15 protein-coding genes are annotated in these 16990 nt (G+C 73.0%); 7 read left to right on the forward strand and 8 right to left on the reverse strand.

Translation table 11 applies throughout. The annotated features are described in order from the left end of the window. Positions 1 to 75 precede the first annotated feature (75 nt). Positions 76 to 2844: a right-handed parallel beta-helix repeat-containing protein gene (locus OG422_RS28045; protein WP_405746904.1), complete on the reverse strand. Its 2769-nt coding sequence runs from the start codon at positions 2842 to 2844 to the stop codon at positions 76 to 78. Then, positions 2841 to 3845, reverse strand: a complete 1005-nt coding sequence (locus OG422_RS28050) for a hypothetical protein (protein ID WP_405746906.1) — start codon at positions 3843 to 3845, stop codon at positions 2841 to 2843. The genes OG422_RS28045 and OG422_RS28050 overlap by 4 nt, the downstream gene beginning before the upstream one ends. Positions 3846 to 4349: 504 nt before the next feature. Here OG422_RS28050 and OG422_RS28055 point away from each other — a divergent pair. Then, positions 4350 to 4985, forward strand: coding sequence for a response regulator transcription factor (locus OG422_RS28055; protein WP_251076395.1), 636 nt, complete (start codon positions 4350 to 4352; stop codon positions 4983 to 4985). 185 nt (positions 4986 to 5170) lie between these two features. On the opposite strand, the gene OG422_RS28060 is transcribed toward OG422_RS28055, so the two are convergent. From OG422_RS28060 to OG422_RS28070, 3 genes are all read right to left on the reverse strand, one after another. Continuing rightward, positions 5171 to 6547 carry an EsaB/YukD family protein gene (locus OG422_RS28060; protein ID WP_405746908.1) on the reverse strand — a complete coding sequence of 459 codons (1377 nt, stop codon included), beginning with the start codon at positions 6545 to 6547 and terminating at the stop codon, positions 5171 to 5173. A gap of 66 nt (positions 6548 to 6613) precedes the next feature. Continuing rightward, entirely contained in the window at positions 6614 to 6934 is a 321-nt protein-coding gene (locus tag OG422_RS28065) for a WXG100 family type VII secretion target (protein WP_143939777.1), read from the reverse strand. Between the two features lie 44 nt (positions 6935 to 6978). Then, entirely contained in the window at positions 6979 to 7323 is a 345-nt protein-coding gene (locus OG422_RS28070) for a WXG100 family type VII secretion target (RefSeq protein WP_143939776.1), read from the reverse strand. Between the two features lie 350 nt (positions 7324 to 7673). Here OG422_RS28070 and OG422_RS28075 point away from each other — a divergent pair, with 350 nt between their 5' ends. Then, positions 7674 to 8192 carry a lytic polysaccharide monooxygenase auxiliary activity family 9 protein gene (locus OG422_RS28075; protein ID WP_143939775.1) on the forward strand — a complete coding sequence of 173 codons (519 nt, stop codon included), beginning with the start codon at positions 7674 to 7676 and terminating at the stop codon, positions 8190 to 8192. A gap of 160 nt (positions 8193 to 8352) precedes the next feature. After that, positions 8353 to 9300, forward strand: a complete 948-nt coding sequence (locus tag OG422_RS28080) for a hypothetical protein (RefSeq protein ID WP_143939788.1) — start codon at positions 8353 to 8355, stop codon at positions 9298 to 9300. Positions 9301 to 9453: 153 nt separating this feature from the next. Here the strand turns inward: OG422_RS28080 and OG422_RS28085 are convergent, their stop codons facing one another. Then, a complete protein-coding gene (locus OG422_RS28085; RefSeq protein WP_405746911.1) occupies positions 9454 to 9867 on the reverse strand; it encodes a DUF779 domain-containing protein in 414 nt (137 codons plus the stop codon). A gap of 168 nt (positions 9868 to 10035) precedes the next feature. On the opposite strand from OG422_RS28085, the gene OG422_RS28090 reads away from it, so the two are divergent. Further along, positions 10036 to 10392: a metalloregulator ArsR/SmtB family transcription factor gene (locus OG422_RS28090; RefSeq protein WP_143939773.1), complete on the forward strand. Its 357-nt coding sequence runs from the start codon at positions 10036 to 10038 to the stop codon at positions 10390 to 10392. Then, entirely contained in the window at positions 10385 to 13045 is a 2661-nt protein-coding gene (gene mgtA / locus OG422_RS28095; protein ID WP_405746913.1) for a magnesium-translocating P-type ATPase, read from the forward strand. Before OG422_RS28090 ends, mgtA begins: the two co-directional genes overlap by 8 nt. A 28-nt stretch (positions 13046 to 13073) precedes the next feature. On the opposite strand, the gene OG422_RS28100 is transcribed toward mgtA, so the two are convergent. Next, entirely contained in the window at positions 13074 to 14600 is a 1527-nt protein-coding gene (locus OG422_RS28100) for an LCP family protein (protein ID WP_405746914.1), read from the reverse strand. 137 nt (positions 14601 to 14737) lie between these two features. Between OG422_RS28100 and tatA the strand changes: the two genes are divergently transcribed. Next, complete coding sequence (gene tatA, locus OG422_RS28105; RefSeq protein WP_405746916.1) at positions 14738 to 15151, forward strand: Sec-independent protein translocase subunit TatA; 414 nt, start codon at positions 14738 to 14740, stop codon at positions 15149 to 15151. A 49-nt stretch (positions 15152 to 15200) separates the two neighbouring features. Continuing rightward, positions 15201 to 16028 (forward strand): hypothetical protein, encoded by an 828-nt coding sequence (locus OG422_RS28110; protein ID WP_405746917.1) that lies wholly within the window; start codon positions 15201 to 15203, stop codon positions 16026 to 16028. 55 nt (positions 16029 to 16083) lie between these two features. On the opposite strand, the gene OG422_RS28115 is transcribed toward OG422_RS28110, so the two are convergent. Further along, a complete protein-coding gene (locus OG422_RS28115; protein WP_405746918.1) occupies positions 16084 to 16956 on the reverse strand; it encodes a TauD/TfdA dioxygenase family protein in 873 nt (290 codons plus the stop codon). Positions 16957 to 16990: the final 34 nt, after the last annotated feature.

Genomic DNA, 16990 nt, shown 5'->3' on the forward strand with positions numbered 1-16990 from the left:
GGGCCCGGACGGCACGCAAAGGGCCGGGGCACCGTTTCCCGTGAAACGGTGCCCCGGCCCTTTGCCGTGGTGTCCCTAGAGCGTCTGCATCGGCGGGATGTCCTCCGGCAACAGCGTCACCAGGTTCTTCGTCTCCGCCTCGGCGTCCACCTCGTCCGACGTCGCGGACGTCAGCAGTGCGGAGTCCGCCAACCGCGCCGCATGACGTTCCGTCATCCGCTGGAAGAGCTGACGGGCGGTACGGCCGTTGCCGAACCGGTCGTCGCGTTCGACGCCCGCGAAGTACGTGGCCAGCGTGTCCATCGTCGCGCCGCCCAACTCGTAGCGGTGCTGCTCGGCCTGCTGCGCCACGATGCCGACGAGTTCGTCCGTGTCGTAGTCGTCGAACAGCAGGGTCCGGGTGAACCGGGAGGCGAGACCGGGGTTGGCGTCGATGAACCGGCCCATCTCATCGGGGTAGCCGGCCACGATCACCACCACGTCCTCGCGGTGGTCCTCCATCAGCTTCACCAGCGTGGAGATGGCCTCCATACCGAAGTCGTTGCCCTGGCCGTGCGGCACCAGCGCGTACGCCTCGTCGATGAAGAGGACACCGCCGACCGCCTGCCGGAACACCGCGGTGGTCTTCGGCGCGGTGTGGCCGACGTACTCACCGACCAGCGCGCCCCGGTCCGCCTCGACCAGATGCCCGCGGGTGAGCAGCCCCAGCGCGGCCAGCAGCCGCCCGTAGAGCCGGGCCACCGTCGTCTTACCCGTACCGGCGTTGCCCGCGAACACCAGATGGCGGCTGAGCGGGGGCGGCGGCAGGCCCGCCTCGGTGCGGCGCCGGACCAGCTGCATCAGCTTGACCAGCGTCTCCACGTCCTGCTTGACGCGCTCCAGACCGATCAGGGCCCGGAGTTCGGCCAGCAGGTCCTCCAGCGACTCGGCGGACGCCTCGACGGTCTCGGCGCCCAGGGACGGGCCGGTGCCGGGCGCGCCGCCCGCCGCCAGCGCGCGGGCGCCGGCCGGCGCGGGGCCCTTCGCGGACACCGGCAGGGTGCTGTCCTTCACCGCGTCGGCCCGGCACTCCTCGAAGACCGGCTCCGCGCCGTCCGCGAGCTTCAGGTCCTCGTCGGTGTCACGGACCACGCAGCGGCGCACCACCGGCTTCGCGTCCTTGCCGACGTAGAGCGCCGGGAAGCCGGTGGCCGAGATGTCGCAGTCGGTCAGCAGCCCCGCCGCGCCGTCGGCGATGTACACGCCGTTCTTCGCGGAGCGGGCGATACGCGTCCCGCTGACCCGCGGCCGGGCGCCGTTCCACAGCACCAGGGCACTGCCCTTGCTGTCGGTGATCTCGCAGCTGTCCAGCCAGGCGGTGCTGCGCTCGCCGAGGAACACCCCGGCCGAACGGCTGCCGCGCACCCGGGTGTCCGCCACCAGCGCGCCGGTGTCCGCGGTCACCTCCAGCCCGGTGCCGCAGTCGGTGATCTCGCAGTTGTCGAGCAGTGGGCGGTGCGCGGAGGTCAGGCTGATGCCCGTACCGGCGTCCGTCACCCGGCAGCGGCGCGCCGTCAGATCACCGCCGTCCACCGCGATGCCGGACAGCTCGGCCGACTCGACCCGGGTTCCGGTGAGCGTCAGCAGGGCGCGTTCGGTGACCCGCGCGCCGTGCTGGGGGGTGCCGCGCAGCTCACCGTCGCGGACCGTGGCACGGGCGGAGCCCGCCAGGTGCAGGGCGGTGAAGGCACTGTCGGTGACCGCGCAGTCGATCAGCGTCAGCTGCGCCTCGTCGGTGGCGAAGGCGCCGTTGGCGCGGGAGCGGGCGAGGCCACCGCCGCGCATCTCGACCTGTGCGGTGCCGCCCGCCGCCAGACCGCTGTCGGCGGAGTCGCCGACGGTGGTGGCATCCAGCCGCAGCACCGCGCCCTGGGCGGCGAGCACGCCGACGCCCCCGGACTCGTCGATCCGGCAGGAACGCAGCGTCAGCAGCACCGGACCCGCGGCCTGGACGCCCGCGGTGCCGCTCCGGGCGATCTCACAGTCGTGCAGCAGCACGCCCGCGGTGTTCCCGGACGCCCCGGCATCGCCCTCCGGGCCGCTGCCCGCGTCGGTGTCGTCCGGTGCGGGGGCCGGGGTGGCGCCGGTGGCGGAGGAGGTGACGAGAACGCCCTGGGCGGCGCCGTCGGTCAGCCGACAGGAGCGCAGCACGGGCCGGGCGTCGTCCTCGACGGCGAGCGCCGCCTTGGTGGTCCTGGTGATCTCGCAGTCGGTGAAGCTGCCGGTGGCCGGTCCGCGCATCAGAACGCCGTGCCCGGCCGCGGTGTTGACGCTGAGCCCGGTGACGGTGGCGTCCGCGCCGTGCTCCACCAGCAACGCGGTGCCGCCGGTGTCGGTGACGGTCACCCGCTCCAGCGTCGCCCGGCTGTCCCCGCTCAGGCGTACCGCGGGCCCGCCCGCGCCGTGCACCCGGCAGTCGCGCAGCGTGGGCGCGGCGGTGCCGGTGACCTCGACGCGGCCGCTGGCGATCTCGCAGCCGTCGAGGACGGCGGTGCCGCCCGTCACGGCGACCGCGGGCTGATCCGGGTCGATGCCCTGGACCGTGAGCCCGCGGACCTCCCCGGCGCCGCCGAGCACGGTCAGCGGCGTGCCGCGGGAGGCCACCAGGCGGACCGTTCCGGCGCCCTGCTCGGCGACGATGCTGATGTCCCGTTCCAGGATGATGTTCTCGGTGTAGGTACCGGGTTGGACCGAGACCACGGTGCCCGGTCCAGCGGCGCGCAACGCCGCGCCGATGGTGCGGTGCCCGCCCCAGCCCCGGGCTCCGACGCGCAGTGCGGCCGAGCCGCTGGACCGCCCGATCATGCCGGAGTGCAGCTGAGCTGGACCGGCCCGGCAGCGTCGTGCGCGTCCTTGGTGGACGACGTGTAGTCGATGCCGGTGTTGAACATCTTGACGGTCACGAAGCCGCCGTCGACCTTGAACGGCCCGCGGGCCAGCCACTTGCCGTGGTTGTTGACCTGGTCGACGTCGAAGCTCCCGGCGGGGGTGCCGCCGCTGTGGTCCGACGCGTAGACCGCGTACTTGGCGGGGTGGCCGCCGACGTAACGGATGTCGGAGCTGCCCGGCACGAAGACCGCGAGGCGGCAGGAGGCGGCGCCCTTGATCTTCGTGCGGTAGTCGAACTTCCACAGCACGTACTGCGTCGCGTCGTACTTCGTCGACGAGCCGGACATCGGGAGGGAGAGGTACTGGCCGTTGCAGCCGGAGCCGGTGTAGCCGCCGCTCGTGGACTTCAGCCAGCCCGCCTCCTGGCTGAAGTTCGGGTCCTTCGCCCAGATCTTGGCGCTCGCGGACGACGGGCAGCCGTACCCGGCGAGCGCGGTGAACGACGGGACGGACTTCTGCGAAACGGTCTTGCTGCCCTCGTCCTTGGTGGCGGAGGGCGACGGCGGGGTGTGCGCCGAGCCCGTGGTGGGGCTGTCCTCGGCGGGGATGATCCGCTGACCGTCCGGCACCGTCTGCTGCTGGCCGCCGGTGCCGCCCGCGTTGCCACCGGGGCTGTTGGAGGGCGCCTTGCCGTCCTGGTGGTGGTCGGCCTTGGCGGTGGCGCCCGCCGGGGCGACCTTGTCGGCCTGGTTCTTCTTGTCGCCCGGGCTGCTGAGCACGCCGATGGCGAGGGCACCGAGGCTCAGCGCGGCGACGACGGCGATGCCGATCGCCACCAGACGCTTGCCGGGCTTGCCCTGTTCGCCGTCGGGGCGGACGCCGCCCACGAACGCGGAGACGAAGCCGTGCCGGTCCTCCTCCGGCAGGCGGCCTGGTGCCTCGGCAGCGGGCTGCGGGGGCTTCTCCTGTTCAGCCACGTACGTACTCTCCAAATTGTCTTGCCGTAAGGGACAGGCGGCACAGAATACCGCCGAGGGGTAAACGGAAAATGTCCGCCAGGAAAATTCATTTCAGCTTGAGCGATTTGTCTTGCGGTGCCATACGGATTTATTACGCGGCCGTGGCGAAATATTATGCAATCGTGACCTGGGATGGGGAACCATGGTGGCGATGGATCCGTCCCCGGTGTACCTGTGCGGGGTTTGATGCTGCGTCAACGCTCTGACCTGCGACCCCATGGTTCTGTCACGGATCCCCATCGATCCGTGCACTGTTGATTTTGTCCGGTACATTGAAAGGGCATCGACTCGCTGCCCGGATAGCGTGTCGAGCGGGGGATCTGAGCGTGACGCATTGACCTGAGGACGGGAATACGCATGTCCAATTGTGCGCGAATTGCCATTATCGAGCATCAGAATCTGGTCCGGCACGGACTGGAGAGGGTGCTTTCCCAGAGCCCACGGCTCGACGTGGTGGCCGCGATGGAGCGCGTGCAGGACTTCCCTTTCGGCACCCCGGGACCCGACGCCATCCTGTACGGCCCGCCCGTGCACGACTGCGCCGCGGAATCCGAACTGCCCGGACAGACCCTGGCCCGGCTCGTCGCCTGCGCCCCGGTCCTCCTGGTCTCGGACTTCCACCGCCCCTACCGCGTGCTGGAGGCCGTCCGCGCCGGGGTGCTGGGCTGTGTCACCGGACGGGTGGACGACGAGGAGCTGCTGCGCGCCGTCGACACCGTCGTCAGCGGTGGCTTCCACCTCTCCTCGACGCTCGTGCCGCGGCTCCAGTCCGAACTGCAGCAGCCCGGCGGCGCCGAGCCCCGCTCGCTCGCCCGCCGGGAGCTGGAGGCGCTGCGCCTGCTCGCCGAGGGTCTGACCCACAGCCAGATAGGCCGCCGGATGGGCCTGACCGAGGCCACGGTCAGCACGTACGTCAAGCGCATCCGTACCAAGCTCAACGTCGGCAACAAGGCGGACCTGACCCGCACCGCCATCGAGCTGGGCCTGCTGCGCGACCCCGCGGCGGCCGGTGGCGACGGTCCGGCGCTGCCCGCTCCGGGCCGGGCGCTCGGCCCGATGGCCAGCCGCTCCCGCTCCCTGCTGCTCGGCAAGAACTGACGGCACCACAGAGGCATCCGCCGTACCGGACACCGCCGACCCGGCACCGGACGGTACCTCCGGCGCACCTTTGTGACGCCGGACGGCGGTCACCACCAACGCCTGGCCGGCGGACTGCGCGGATACCACCGCGCAGTCCGCCGCCGGCCCCGGCCGAGACCCTCCCGCCGCCCGCACGTCGCCTCTCACAGATTCCGGCCGATGCCCATGAGCTGGTCGAAGACGCCGAAGGCGGCGACGGTGAGGGGGATGGCGAAGGCGCCCAGGACCGCGCCGAGCCCGCCGAACCAGAGGGGGCGCCGCATCGACGGGAGTTCGGGCCGCATCAGCCGCCGGAACCCGTACAGCACCAGCACGGCACCGACGACGACCGCGGCCGTGGGACCGGACCAGCCCGGCAGATCCAGCTGCGCGGACCCGGCCAGCAGCAGCGTGAACAGACCGATCGCACCGGCGATCCCGACCGGCGCCACCTCGACGACGACCTTCGCGGCACCGGCCCGCAGCAGCAGCCCCAGCCCGATACAGGCGGTGATCGCCGCGCTGAACGGCGAGGTGCCGTCGGTGCCGAGCAGCACCAGCGCGACGGCGCACGCCAGCGACAGCGCACCGCCCCACAGCGCGAGCAGCAGCATCGCGGTCCGCACCGCGGTCTCCAGCTCCGCGCCCTCCGGCGTCGACCCGCCCTGGCGCCGGTAGCCGAACGCGGCCACCCGCCCGGCCGTCGCCGGTGCGATCAGCAGCAGCCCGAACGCGACGACGGCGATCACCGCGGCGCACTGCGCGGTGTCGGCCTTCAACAGCACCAGCAGACCGGTCACCACCGTGCCGATCAGCGCGCCGAGCAGCACCGCGGTGGTGGTGACGCCCATCGACGCGACGGCGGCCAGCACGGCACCGACGAGCACTCCGCCCGCCAGGCACAGCGCGGTCGTCCCGTTCGCGGTCAACGCGGCGGACGGCGCGGTCTCCTGGGCCACCAGCGCCCACGACGCGACCGCCAGACACGGGATCGCGCTCAGCGCCAGCGCCAGCCGCACCGAGCCCGGTACCGCCCAGCGCCGCTCGGTCGCCAGCCACGACAGTCCGGGCAGCAGCAGGCCCAGCGCGGCGGCCGCGGTGCCGGTGACCGCGGGCTCGACCGGCTGCGCCACGGCGAACAGCACCAGCGCGGCCAGCCACCACACCAGTCCGCAGGCCATCACCGTCACAGTCCGCGACCGGGCGTCCCAGCGCCGGTCCAGTGCCTGCTCGGAGACCTCGGAGACCTGTTCGGCGACGTCCAGCACGACGGGCTCGTCGAACTCGTCGGCGACCACGTCGCGCAGGTATAGGAGCTGACCGTCCGCCATGCCGAGGTCGGCGAGGCTGCGTTCGGGCGCGATGGCCCCGCCCGTCCCCGTCGCCAGCGACCAGGCGGCGGGCATCAGCTCGTTCTCCTCCAGCTCGCACAGGCGGGCCAGGTCATCGATGTACTCGGCGATGGGAGCACGGGCCGGGACCGCGAGGTCCACCTGCCTGTGTTCGCCCACGACCGTGATCCGGCAGCGCTCATCGGCCATCGGGTGCTGTCAGGTCCTCTCGTGCGGTGTGCGGTACTGCTCAAGAAGCGGAGGTGAACGGGGTGTTCAGCTCGCGCTGCTCTGCCAGGTGCGGACGTTGGCCCACTCGGCCTCGGAGTAGTTCGACCAGTTGACGTTCATCGCCATGGCGATCTGGCCGAGCACGCCGCCCGGTCCGAACAGGCCCTCGGCGGCGGTGTTCCACTCCGCCTGCAGCCCCTCGTAGTACACCTGTGCCTGACCGGTCCAGGTCTCCGAGATCGGCTGCAGCAGGAGGATCAGCTGATGCAGCTCCTCCGAGATCTGCTCCGACAGGTCATTGATGTGCTTGCCTGCGGTCTCCAGCTCCTGGCGGACCAGGATGGACGATCCGTCGATTCCTGCCACGACGCTCCTTGAGTGTTTGGGCGGTCAGCCGGTCGGTTCGGTGGTCAGCTGAGCCGGGCCGTGGGCAGCTCGGCCTGGAGGGCCCTGATCCGGTTCAGGTTGTCCTGCTCGGATTCCTTGTAGTTGACCTCGTTGCCGCGCAGGCCCGACGCGATGTCGGTGAGGGCGTTGTGCAGCATCTGCGCGTACGTGTCGTACTCGGCCATGTAGATCTGGAACGTGTTGTGGGCGATGCCCTGCCAGGACTGTTCCAACGAGATGACGTACGCCTTGAGGTTCTGGAGCTTGATCTCGACGTCCGCCGCCGTGTTGTCACACGAGCTGGCGGCTTGGGCGATCATCTCCGGAGTGACCTTGAAGCCCGACGTGGTCTGCCCGCCCTGTTCCATCTGCCCGCCCTCTCGCGTGCCGGATCCCGCCCGGCAGTTGGCTGTTCCGCGGCCACTTTCGCAGTGGTCGGACGCGTCGGAACAGTCCCCTGTTCAGATGTCCCGCCCGTACCCCGGAACCGTCCCGACCTCTTGACCGTACGCAGACAACGAGTAAAGTCCAGACCAATTGGTGAGCGGGTCGGGCCCTCGCATCCGGTGTCGGCACCGGGCGCAGGCCGCCGCCCGTCCCACCGTGCACCACCTTCGCGTCATTCACCCCCACTCCCGAGGCTGCCCGGGGGCGTGCGTGCCAGGCGGCGCCGCGTCCCGAGGTCTTCCGCGGTGGCCTCCTTCGCGAAAGGTATGCCATGAACAAGAAACGCAGGCTGGCCCTGGGCATCGGCGCGGCCATCGCCCCGCTGCTCGTCGTCACCGTCCCGGCCGGCTCCGCCAGCGCCCACGGCTACATCTCCAACCCGCCCAGCCGCCAGGCGCAGTGCGCGGCCGGGACGGTCGACTGCGGACCCATCAAGTGGGAGCCGCAGAGCGTCGAGGGACCGAAGGGGCTGACCAGCTGCAGCGGCGGCAACAGCCAGTTCGCCGACCTCGACGACGACTCCAAGGGCTGGAAGGTCACCCCGGTCGGCAGCACCGCCAGCTTCAGCTGGCAGCTGACGGCCCGCCACGCGACCAGCACCTGGCAGTACTACGTGGGGGGCAACAAGGTCGCCGAGTTCGACGACCACGGCGCCCAGCCCGGCGCGACCGTCACCCACCAGGTCAACTTCGGTGGCGTCACCGGCAAGCAGAAGGTCCTCGCGGTCTGGAACATCGCCGACACCGCGAACGCCTTCTACGCCTGCGTCGACGTCAACATCGGCGGCTGACCGCACACCGGCACCGCCCGGACGGCCGGTTCCGCTTCCGGTCCGTCCGTCCGGGCACCGCGCGCCCCGCCCCCGCACCACACGGTGAACGGCGCCCCGGCACACCCGTTACGATCGGCCCTTTGTGGCCGTCGTACGTGGCCGTCGCCGGGAGGACGAGATGGGCCTGTTCCGCCGAGGACCGAAGCGGGATCCCCGTGACCTGCCACGCGACGGGGAGTTCCCCTTCTTCTCGGACCGGGAGGGCGGCGTCTTCCGCTCCCAGGTCCGCCAGGCGTTCGCCGAACAGGGCCTGGAGGTCACGGTCTACGCGGGCGTCGTTGCCGACTCCGGCGGCCGCCGGTTCGGCCTCGGCAACCTCGCCGCCGTCTGCCACCGCGACCGCCGCGGCGAACGCAGCTGGCCCGGCCTCGTCCGCGACCATGTCGGCAAGGTCCTGCGCACCATGGACGGCCCGCAGCCGCTGGAGATCCTCTCCGCCGACGAGATCCGCGCCTGCCTCTACCCCCGCGTCGTCGCCGAGGAGACCCTGCCCGCCTCCGACGCGTTCCGCTACGGCCGCGAGCTCGCCGAGGGGCTGCGGGAGGTGCTGGCGCTCGATCTGCCCGACGCGGTGCAGATGCTCAGCGAGGACTCCCTGCGGGACGTCGGGGACATCGCCGAGCTGCGGATCCGCGCCATGAACAATCTGCGTGCCCTGCCGGTCGAGGGCCACGAGACGGTGCGCCGCCCGGACGGCGCCTCCTTCGAGGTGCTGTTCGGCGACTCGTTCTTCACTGCCAGCCGGGTCCTGGCCCTCGGCGAACTGGTCGAGCGGATCATGGGCACCCCGCTGACCGCCGACGGCGCGCTCGTCGCGATGCCCTTCCGCCACCAGCTCGGCTTCCATCGCATCCGCGACGCCCAGGTCATCCCGGCGCTCCAGGCGATGGCCGCGTTCGCCGCCGCCGGGCACCAGGACGCCGCGGGCGCGATCAGCCCCCATGTGTTCTGGTGGCGCCGGGGCGTGATGACGCCGCTCAGTGAGCCGGACGGGGCGGGGCTGCGGGTGGTCGTGGACGGCGATTTCCAGCACATGCTGGAGCGCCTGGTCGACGACGAGGCGTGACCGCCGAAAAATTCTTGCGGCATTTTTCCCGGGAAAGGGAACCTCGACGGCCCCTGACCCGTTATCCCGAGTGAGGCCCCGCGTCATCCCCCGTGCGCGGGGTCTCGCCATGTCCGCAGCCGGACGCCGCAGCGCCCGCCGTGGCCGTCCCGGTCACCCCTCCGCGCCGCCCGGCCGCCCTTCCTCCACCGCGTTCAGCAGCCGCGAGCGGATCAGGAACCGCACCCCCTCCGGCGCCTCCAGCGAGAAGCCGCTGCCGCGGCCCGGGACGACGTCCACGATCAGCCGGGTGTGACGCCAGCGGGCGAACTGATCGGCGGCCATCCAGAACTCCACCGGCTCCGCCACCCCGGCCACCGTCAACCGCTCCAGCAGCACGTCCGATGCGCCGGTGCGGAACTCCCCGGCCGGGAAGCACATCGGTGCGCTGCCGTCGCAGCAACCGCCGGACTGGTGGAACATCAACGGCCCGTGCGCCGCCCGCAGCCGCCGCAGCAGACCGGCGGCCGCCTCCGTCACCGCCACCCGCGTCACCGCGCCGTCCGGCCCGTTCCCCGCCTCGTCCATCCGCGGTCCCTCCGTCCGTGGCCCCCGGGGCCGCTCCCGCGTGGGGCCGCCGCCCAGCCAACCCGCCGCCGGGTTGCACGGACGTTGCACCGACCGGCGCCCCTGCGCCCGGCCGCCCTAGACTGTCCCCTCGATACGAGGCATACGCCCAGGGGGACGGAGACGGCAGTGGCAAGGGGCATCGAGGGTGGCGGGGCGGATCCGTCCGCCGAGGTGCTGGCCGAGGCGGCCGCGATGTTCGGCCTGCTGGCCTCGCCGCCGCGGCTGCACCTCGTCTGGGCGCTGACCCAGGGCGAGAGCGACGTCAGCGGCCTCGCGGAGCGCGTCGGCGGCGCGCTGCCCGCCGTCAGCCAGCATCTGTCCAAGCTGAAACTGGCCGGTCTGGTCCGCTCGCGCCGCGAGGGCCGCCGCGTCGTCTACCTCGTCGACGACCCCGATGTGGTGGCCGTCGTACGGCTCCTCGTCGGTCGGCTCGCCGACCGCGGCGGGCAGCACGCGTCCCGCGCCCGCCGCTTCGGTGCCTGAGACCGACGCGGCACCGGGCACCGGCCACCCGCCCGGCCCCCGCGAGGCGCCCGCCGACCTGACCCCGGGCGCCGGGGACGGCGCCGCCCTCACCCCGCTCCAGCTGATGCGCCGCCTGGCGAGCGGACCGCGCGGCCTCGCCGAGAACGAGGCCGATGCCCGGCTCGCCCGCGACGGCGAGAACACCGTCCCCGCCTGGCGCACGCCGTCCTGGCCGCGCCGGTTCCTGCGCAGCCTGCGCGATCCGTTCACCGCCGTACTGCTCTGCCTCGGCCTGGTCTCGGCGGCCGTGGCGTCCTGGGGCACCGCCTGCGTGATCACGGTGCTGGTCGTGGTGAGCTGTGTGCTCCGCTCGGCCGGTGAGGCGCACGCCGGACGCGCGATGGCGGCGCTGCGCGAGATGGTCGCCACCACGGCGGCGGTGCAGCGGCGCCCGGACGGCGACGCCCCGCCCCGGGTACGGGAGATCCCCGTCGAGGAGCTGGTCGTCGGCGACGTGGTGCGGCTGGGCCCCGGCGATCTGGTCCCCGCGGACCTGCGGCTGCTGCGGGCGAACGGGCTGACCGTCCACCAGGCGTCGCTGACCGGCGAGTCCGCCCCGGTGGCCAAGCACGCCGTGGACGATCCGCCGGACGGCGGGGACGCGGATCCGCCGCACCTGTGTTTCCAGGGCAGCAGCGTTGCCACCGGCAGCGGCACCGGACTGGTCGTCGCCACCGGCGCCGCCACCCGCTTCGCCACCGCGTACCGCGCCCTCGGGCGGCGGCGCGCCGAGACCGCCTTCGACCGCTCCGTCCACGGCATCGCCTGGACCCTCATCCGCTTCATGCTGCTGACCCCGCCGCTGGTCCTGATGGCGAACGCGGCGGTGCGCGGGCGAGGCCTGGAGACCCTGCCGTTCGCGGTGGCGGTCGCCGTCGGACTGACCCCGGAGATGCTGCCGGTCGTCGTCACCGCGACGCTGGCCCGCGGCGCCGCGACGCTCGCCCGCACCGGCGGCGTGATCGTCAAACGGCTCCCGGCCCTCCACGACCTCGGCGCGATGCAGGTCCTCTGCCTCGACAAGACCGGCACCCTCACCCAGGACCGGCCGCTGGTCGAACGGTCCGTGGACGCCCGGGGCCGTTCCGACCCGGGCGTGCTGCGCTGGGCCGCGGTGGGCAGCTTCTGGACCCTCGAACTCGCCGAACTCCCCGCCCCGGACACCCTCGACGAGGCCGTCCTCGCCGCCGCGGACGAGGCGGGCGCCGACCCGCTCGCCTACGACGGCGTCGCGGCGCTCCCCTTCGACCCGGTGCACCGGCTCGCCGCCGCCGTCGTCCGCCGCCCCGGTGCGCTCGGCACCCACACCCTCGTCGTCAAGGGCGCGGCCGAGGACGTCCTCGCCCGCTGCGCCCGGGCGCGCGGCACCGGCGGTGACGGTGCCGGCACCGAACTGGACGACGCCGAGCGGGCGCGGCTGCTCGCCCAGGTGGCGCGGGAGACGGACGAGGGGCTGCGGCTGCTGGCCGTCGCCGTCGCGGACCGCCCCGCCCGCACCGGCGCGTACCGCGAGGCCGATCTGCGGGGCCTGACCCTCCTCGGCTTCGTCGCACTGCGCGACGCCCTCGCCCCGTCGGCCGCCGACGCGCTCGGCGTCCTGGCCCGGCGCGGCATCCGCGTCAAGATCCTCACCGGTGACCACCCGGGCACCGCCGCCCGCGCCTGCCGGGACCTGGGCCTCGACCCCGGCGAGGTGCTGACCGCCGGGGCGCTGGCGGAGCTGGACGGCCCGGAGCTCGCCGCGGCCGTCGACGGTGCCACCGTCGTGGCCCGCTGCACCCCCGCCGACAAGGCCCGGATCGTCGCCGCGCTGCGCGAGGCCGGGCAGGTCACCGGCTTCCTCGGCGACGGCGTCAACGACGTTCCCGCGCTGCACGCCGCCGACGTCGGCATCACCCCGCGCGGCGCGGTGACGGTGGCGCGGGAGGGCGCCGATGTGGTGCTGGCGGAGAAGGACCTCACCGCCATCGGCCGGGCCGTCGCCGCCGGCCGGTACAGCAGCGGCTCCCTCGCCGCGTATCTGCGCATCACCCTCTCGTCCAACCTCGGCAACGTCCTCGCGATGCTCGGCGCCGGGCTGCTGCTGTCGTTCCTGCCGATGCTGCCCGCGCAGGTCCTGGTGCAGAACCTCTGCTTCGACGCCGCCCAGCTGGCCTTCGCCCTGGACAGGCCGGGCGACGGCGTGCTGCGCGGGCCCGCGGCGCTGCGGCCACGGGCCTTCCTGCGGTTCATCACGGTGTTCGGGCTGATCAACGCCGCCGCGGACCTGGCGACGTTCGCCGCCCTCGCGGTGGCCCTGCACACCTCCGGCGCCCGCGGTGAGGAGGTGTTCCACGCCGCGTGGTTCACCGAGAACCTCTTCACCCAGGCGCTGGTGATGCTGTTGCTGCGCGCCGGGCACCTCACCGTGCGGGGCCGCCCGGGGCCGGTCCCGTGCGCCGCGGCGGGCCTCGCCGTCATCGGTCTGCTGCTGCCGCTCTCCCCGCTGGGGCCGCCGCTGAGCCTGGCGGCACCGCCGCCGCTGTACTACGCGCTGCTCGCCGCCGTCCTCGCGCTGTACGGGACGGCGCTGGCGGCGGCGCGGCGGCGGTACCTGCCGGGCACGCGCTGACCGGACGGGGCCCGGCCCGCGTGTCCCGTCAGCCGTACGACAGCTTCGCGCAGGCATCGTCATCGGCGGTGCGGGCGTCGTCGCTGACCTCCGAGGGCACCGTGCCGTCCGCGGACGGCGACGAGGCGGTGGCGCCGGGCGCGGGCTGCTCGCTGTACGAGCTGCCCAGGGTGACGGCGATGCCGGGCGCGGACCCCTCGTGGAGTTCCGCGCCGGGGAAGAGCCGGGCGGTGGTGCGGGCCTGTTGCTCCTGGCCGGGGCCGTAGGAGATCAGCGTGGTGGTGTGGTCCTGGGTCGGCGCGGTGGTGGTGGCGACGACGGTGAAGCCCGAGGAACGCAGGGTGTCCGCGACGCGGGAGCCAAGACCGGTGGCATGGGTGCCGTTGAGGACGGTGACGTCGATCCCGGCGCCGGAGACGGGCCCCTCGGACGCGGGTGCGGTGGGCTCGTCGTTCTTCTTCGGGCCGCTCGCCCCGGCGGCGTCCTTGCCGTCGAGGGTGCGGTCGGCGCGCAGGGACGCCCAGAGGGAGTCGGCGGCGGGGTGCACGATCGCGACCCGGGCGCCCTGATAGCGCCAGGGCACGGTGACGAACGCGGTGTTGTGCAGATCGATGTCCTTGAGCGACATCGCGAACGACAGGAGTTTCTGGGCGCTGCCCAGCTCCGGGTCGACGGTGAGGGATTCGGTGGCCGCGTTGGCGAGCGGCAGCAGCGTGGTGGGGTTGACTCCCTGCTCCTTGATCTTGCGTATCAGCCCGGAGACGAACGCCTGTTGCCGCTTGATCCGCCCGATGTCGGAGCCGTCGCCGATGCCGTGCCGCAGCCGTACGTAGTCCAGCGCCTTGCGGCCTTCGACGGTCTGCGGGCCCTTGGTGAAGATCCGTTCGCCGCGTGAGCCGCGGTTCGGGTTGAGATCGCCCTGGTAGACGTCCTGCGGTACGCAGACGGGGACGCCGCCGACGGCTTCGGTCATCTTGGCGAAGCCGTTGAAGTCGACGACGACGGTGTGGTCGACGCGCACCCCGGTCAGCTTCTCGACGGTGTTCTGGGTGCAGGCGGGGTTGCCCTGGGCCGTCTCGCCCACGGTGAACGCCGAGTTGAACATCGTGTTGCTGCGCGGCTGGGTCCAGGAACCGTCAGGGAGCCTGCAGGGCGGGATGTCGACGAGGGCGTCGCGGGGGATGGACACCGCGAGGGCGTGCTTGCGGTCGCCGTAGATGTGCAGCAGGAACGCGGTGTCGGAGCGGCCCACATCGCCCTCGCCGCCGCCCAGTTCGCTGTTCTTACCGGAGCGGGAGTCGGAACCGATGACGAGGACGTTGCTGCCACCGGTGTGCGCGGTGGGGCGGTCGCGGCTGACGCCGTCGGCGCCGAAGGTCGTGATGTTGCCGTCGAGCCGGTAGTAGAGCCATCCGGCCCCGGCGGCCAGCAGGACCACGAAGGATGCGGCCGTCACCCCGGCTATGCGGGCCTTGCTGCGCCTGCGCCTGCGGCGTCCCCGGGCGGCGTTGTCCCCGTTACGGCGTCCGTCGCGTGCCGAATGGCTGCCTGTCACGTGTGCACCCTCAATTGCCCGGATTTTTCCTGCGGGGAAGGAGGTTCGCCCCGCCCAAAGTTGTATAGTTGCGCAATGTAGCAAGTAAAGGCCGGTGGTGTTCCACCGGAGACCCGGCAATCCGAGAGGCGGCGGCGATGCTGCGCAACGGACTGGAGCCCTGGCACCTGCTGATCGTGGGAATCGTGGTGATCCTGCTCTTCGGGTCCCGCAGACTTCCCGACACCGCACGCGCGTTGGGTAAATCCCTGCGGATCCTCAAGAGCGAGACCAAGGCGATGAAGAACGACGACGCGGGCGCGGGGCCGCCGCCCGGCCCCGGGGATCCCGCCGCCTCCTCCGGTGTCTTCCCTGCCGCCGGTACGACCGCCACCGCCGCGCCCGCCCCGGAGCAGGCGCCCGCCGCCTCCGCACCGGCCCACGCGTCCGGTGGCCCGGCCGCACCCGCCGCGCCCACCCTGGCCGCGCCGGGCGCCGCCCGGCCCGCCGCGTCCGGCGACGCCGCCCCGGCCGCCGTGCCCGTCACCGACCGGGGGACCGGCGGTGGCTGACGAGAGAGCCCGCACCCTCCTTCCGACCGCACCGACCACGGGGGTTGATGTGCCGACGACCGAAGCGTTCCGGCCACCGGACGAGGCGGACTTCCCGCAGCTCCTGGACAGTGCCCTGGCCACCCGGGAGATCGCGGAGGCGCTGCGCCGCGCGGACGGCGACCCCGACGCCGGGCAGCTGCGCGCCGACGCGCTCCGCTCGGTGGCCGCCATCGCCGCCGCCGCGGAGCAGGAGTACCGCGCCTACCACCGCCTCGCCGCCGCCCGCCCCGCGTCCCGCCCGGCCCGGCCGTCGGTCCGTCCGTCGGCCCGGGCCACCGGCGGGGTGCTGCCCGCCCTCGGCGTCCTCGTACCGGGCCTGGCGGCGGTGGCCGCGGCGATCTTCCTGCTGCTCGGCTTCGGGTTGCGCGGCGTCGGACTGCGCGGTCGTTTCGCGGATGAGCTGATCGTCGCGGGGGAGATCGCGGCAGGTGTCGCGGCGGTGGCGACGCTCTGCGGCCTGCTGTGGATGCTGGTGGCCGCGGCCCGCAACCGTCCCTCGGCGGGCGCCCGTTCGGCGGCGGACGCCGAGGTGGACCGCGCCCTGACGGCGTATCGGAACGCGTTGGTCGAGCGCGGCCTGCTGCCGTTCCTGCGGGCCCGGCTGGGCGAGGCCGCGGGGGAGGCCGCGGGGGAGGCCGCGGGGGAGGCCCTGCCGGAGGCGGACGCGCCGTCGACGCCGGGCGGACAGCGGCCGCCCCGTACGGGCCCCGGGTTCAGCGCGCCCGATTTCGCCAGCCCCGATTTCGCCGGTCCGCACTTCACGAGCCCCGATTTCGCGAGCCCGGACTTCGGCAGCCCGGACTTCACCGGGCCGGGCGGCGCCGCGGAGCGCTGAGCCCCCGCCGGGCGGCGCCGCGTGACCGGCACCGCCCCGGCGGCGTTGCCGCGTCTCAGCCCTTCAGCGGACCGCCGTTGATCGCCACCCGGCGCGCGTAGCGGGTGAGCGGGTAGTAGTCGTACGACACGTGGTGCTGCACACAGCGGTTGTCCCAGAACACCAGGGTGTGGGGCGCCCAGCGCACCCGGCAGTGCAGCAGCGGCCGTCCCGCCGTCGTCCGGTAGAGCATGTCCAGCAGGGCCTGGCTCTCCGGCTCCGACAGCTGCGGGATCCGCTGGGTGTAGATCGGGTTGACGTAGAGGATCTTGCGGTCGGTCTCCGGGTGGCGCACCACCACGGGATGCTCGCTCCTCGACGTGATGTGCCCCTTCGGTATGGGCCGGTTCCCGAACGCGAGCAGACCGTCATGGATCGAGGTCAGCCCGTCGAGGAGTCCGCGCATCGTCGGGGAGAGCATGTCGTACGCCAGGTGCATGTTGGCGAAGAGGGTGTCGCCGCCGCTGCCGCCCTCCGGGGGGTTCAGGACGTGCAGCATCGACCCGAGCGACGGCTCGGCGTCGGCGGTGCCGTCCGCGTGCCAGGCGTTGCCCGCCACGTCCTCCGCGCCGGGGGCGGTGACGATCTCCAGGATGTGCGGGTCCCCGTCGACCGGCGGCGGGTTCACCGGCCGCAGCTCACCGAAGTGGGCGGCGAACCGCAGGTGGTCCTCGGGGCTGATGTCCTGATCCCGCAGGACCAGGACGTGGTGGTCGAGGAACGCGGCCTTGATCTCAGCGAGTTGGTCGTCCGGGAGTTCCCTGGTCAGGTCGACCCCCGACACCTCGGCGCCGATCACCGGCGTGAGCGGAGCGACCTCGATGGTCCGGTACTCCCTGGCGGGCCGGGTGGTGAGGCGCTCGATGGCGTCGAGTTCGTACTGCTCCATGTCTGCTTCCTTCGGTGGATGGATGGGACAGCGG

Source organism: Streptomyces sp. NBC_01525 (assembly GCF_045040405.1).
In the GTDB taxonomy this organism is placed as follows: Bacteria; Actinomycetota; Actinomycetes; order Streptomycetales; family Streptomycetaceae; genus Streptomyces; species Streptomyces benahoarensis.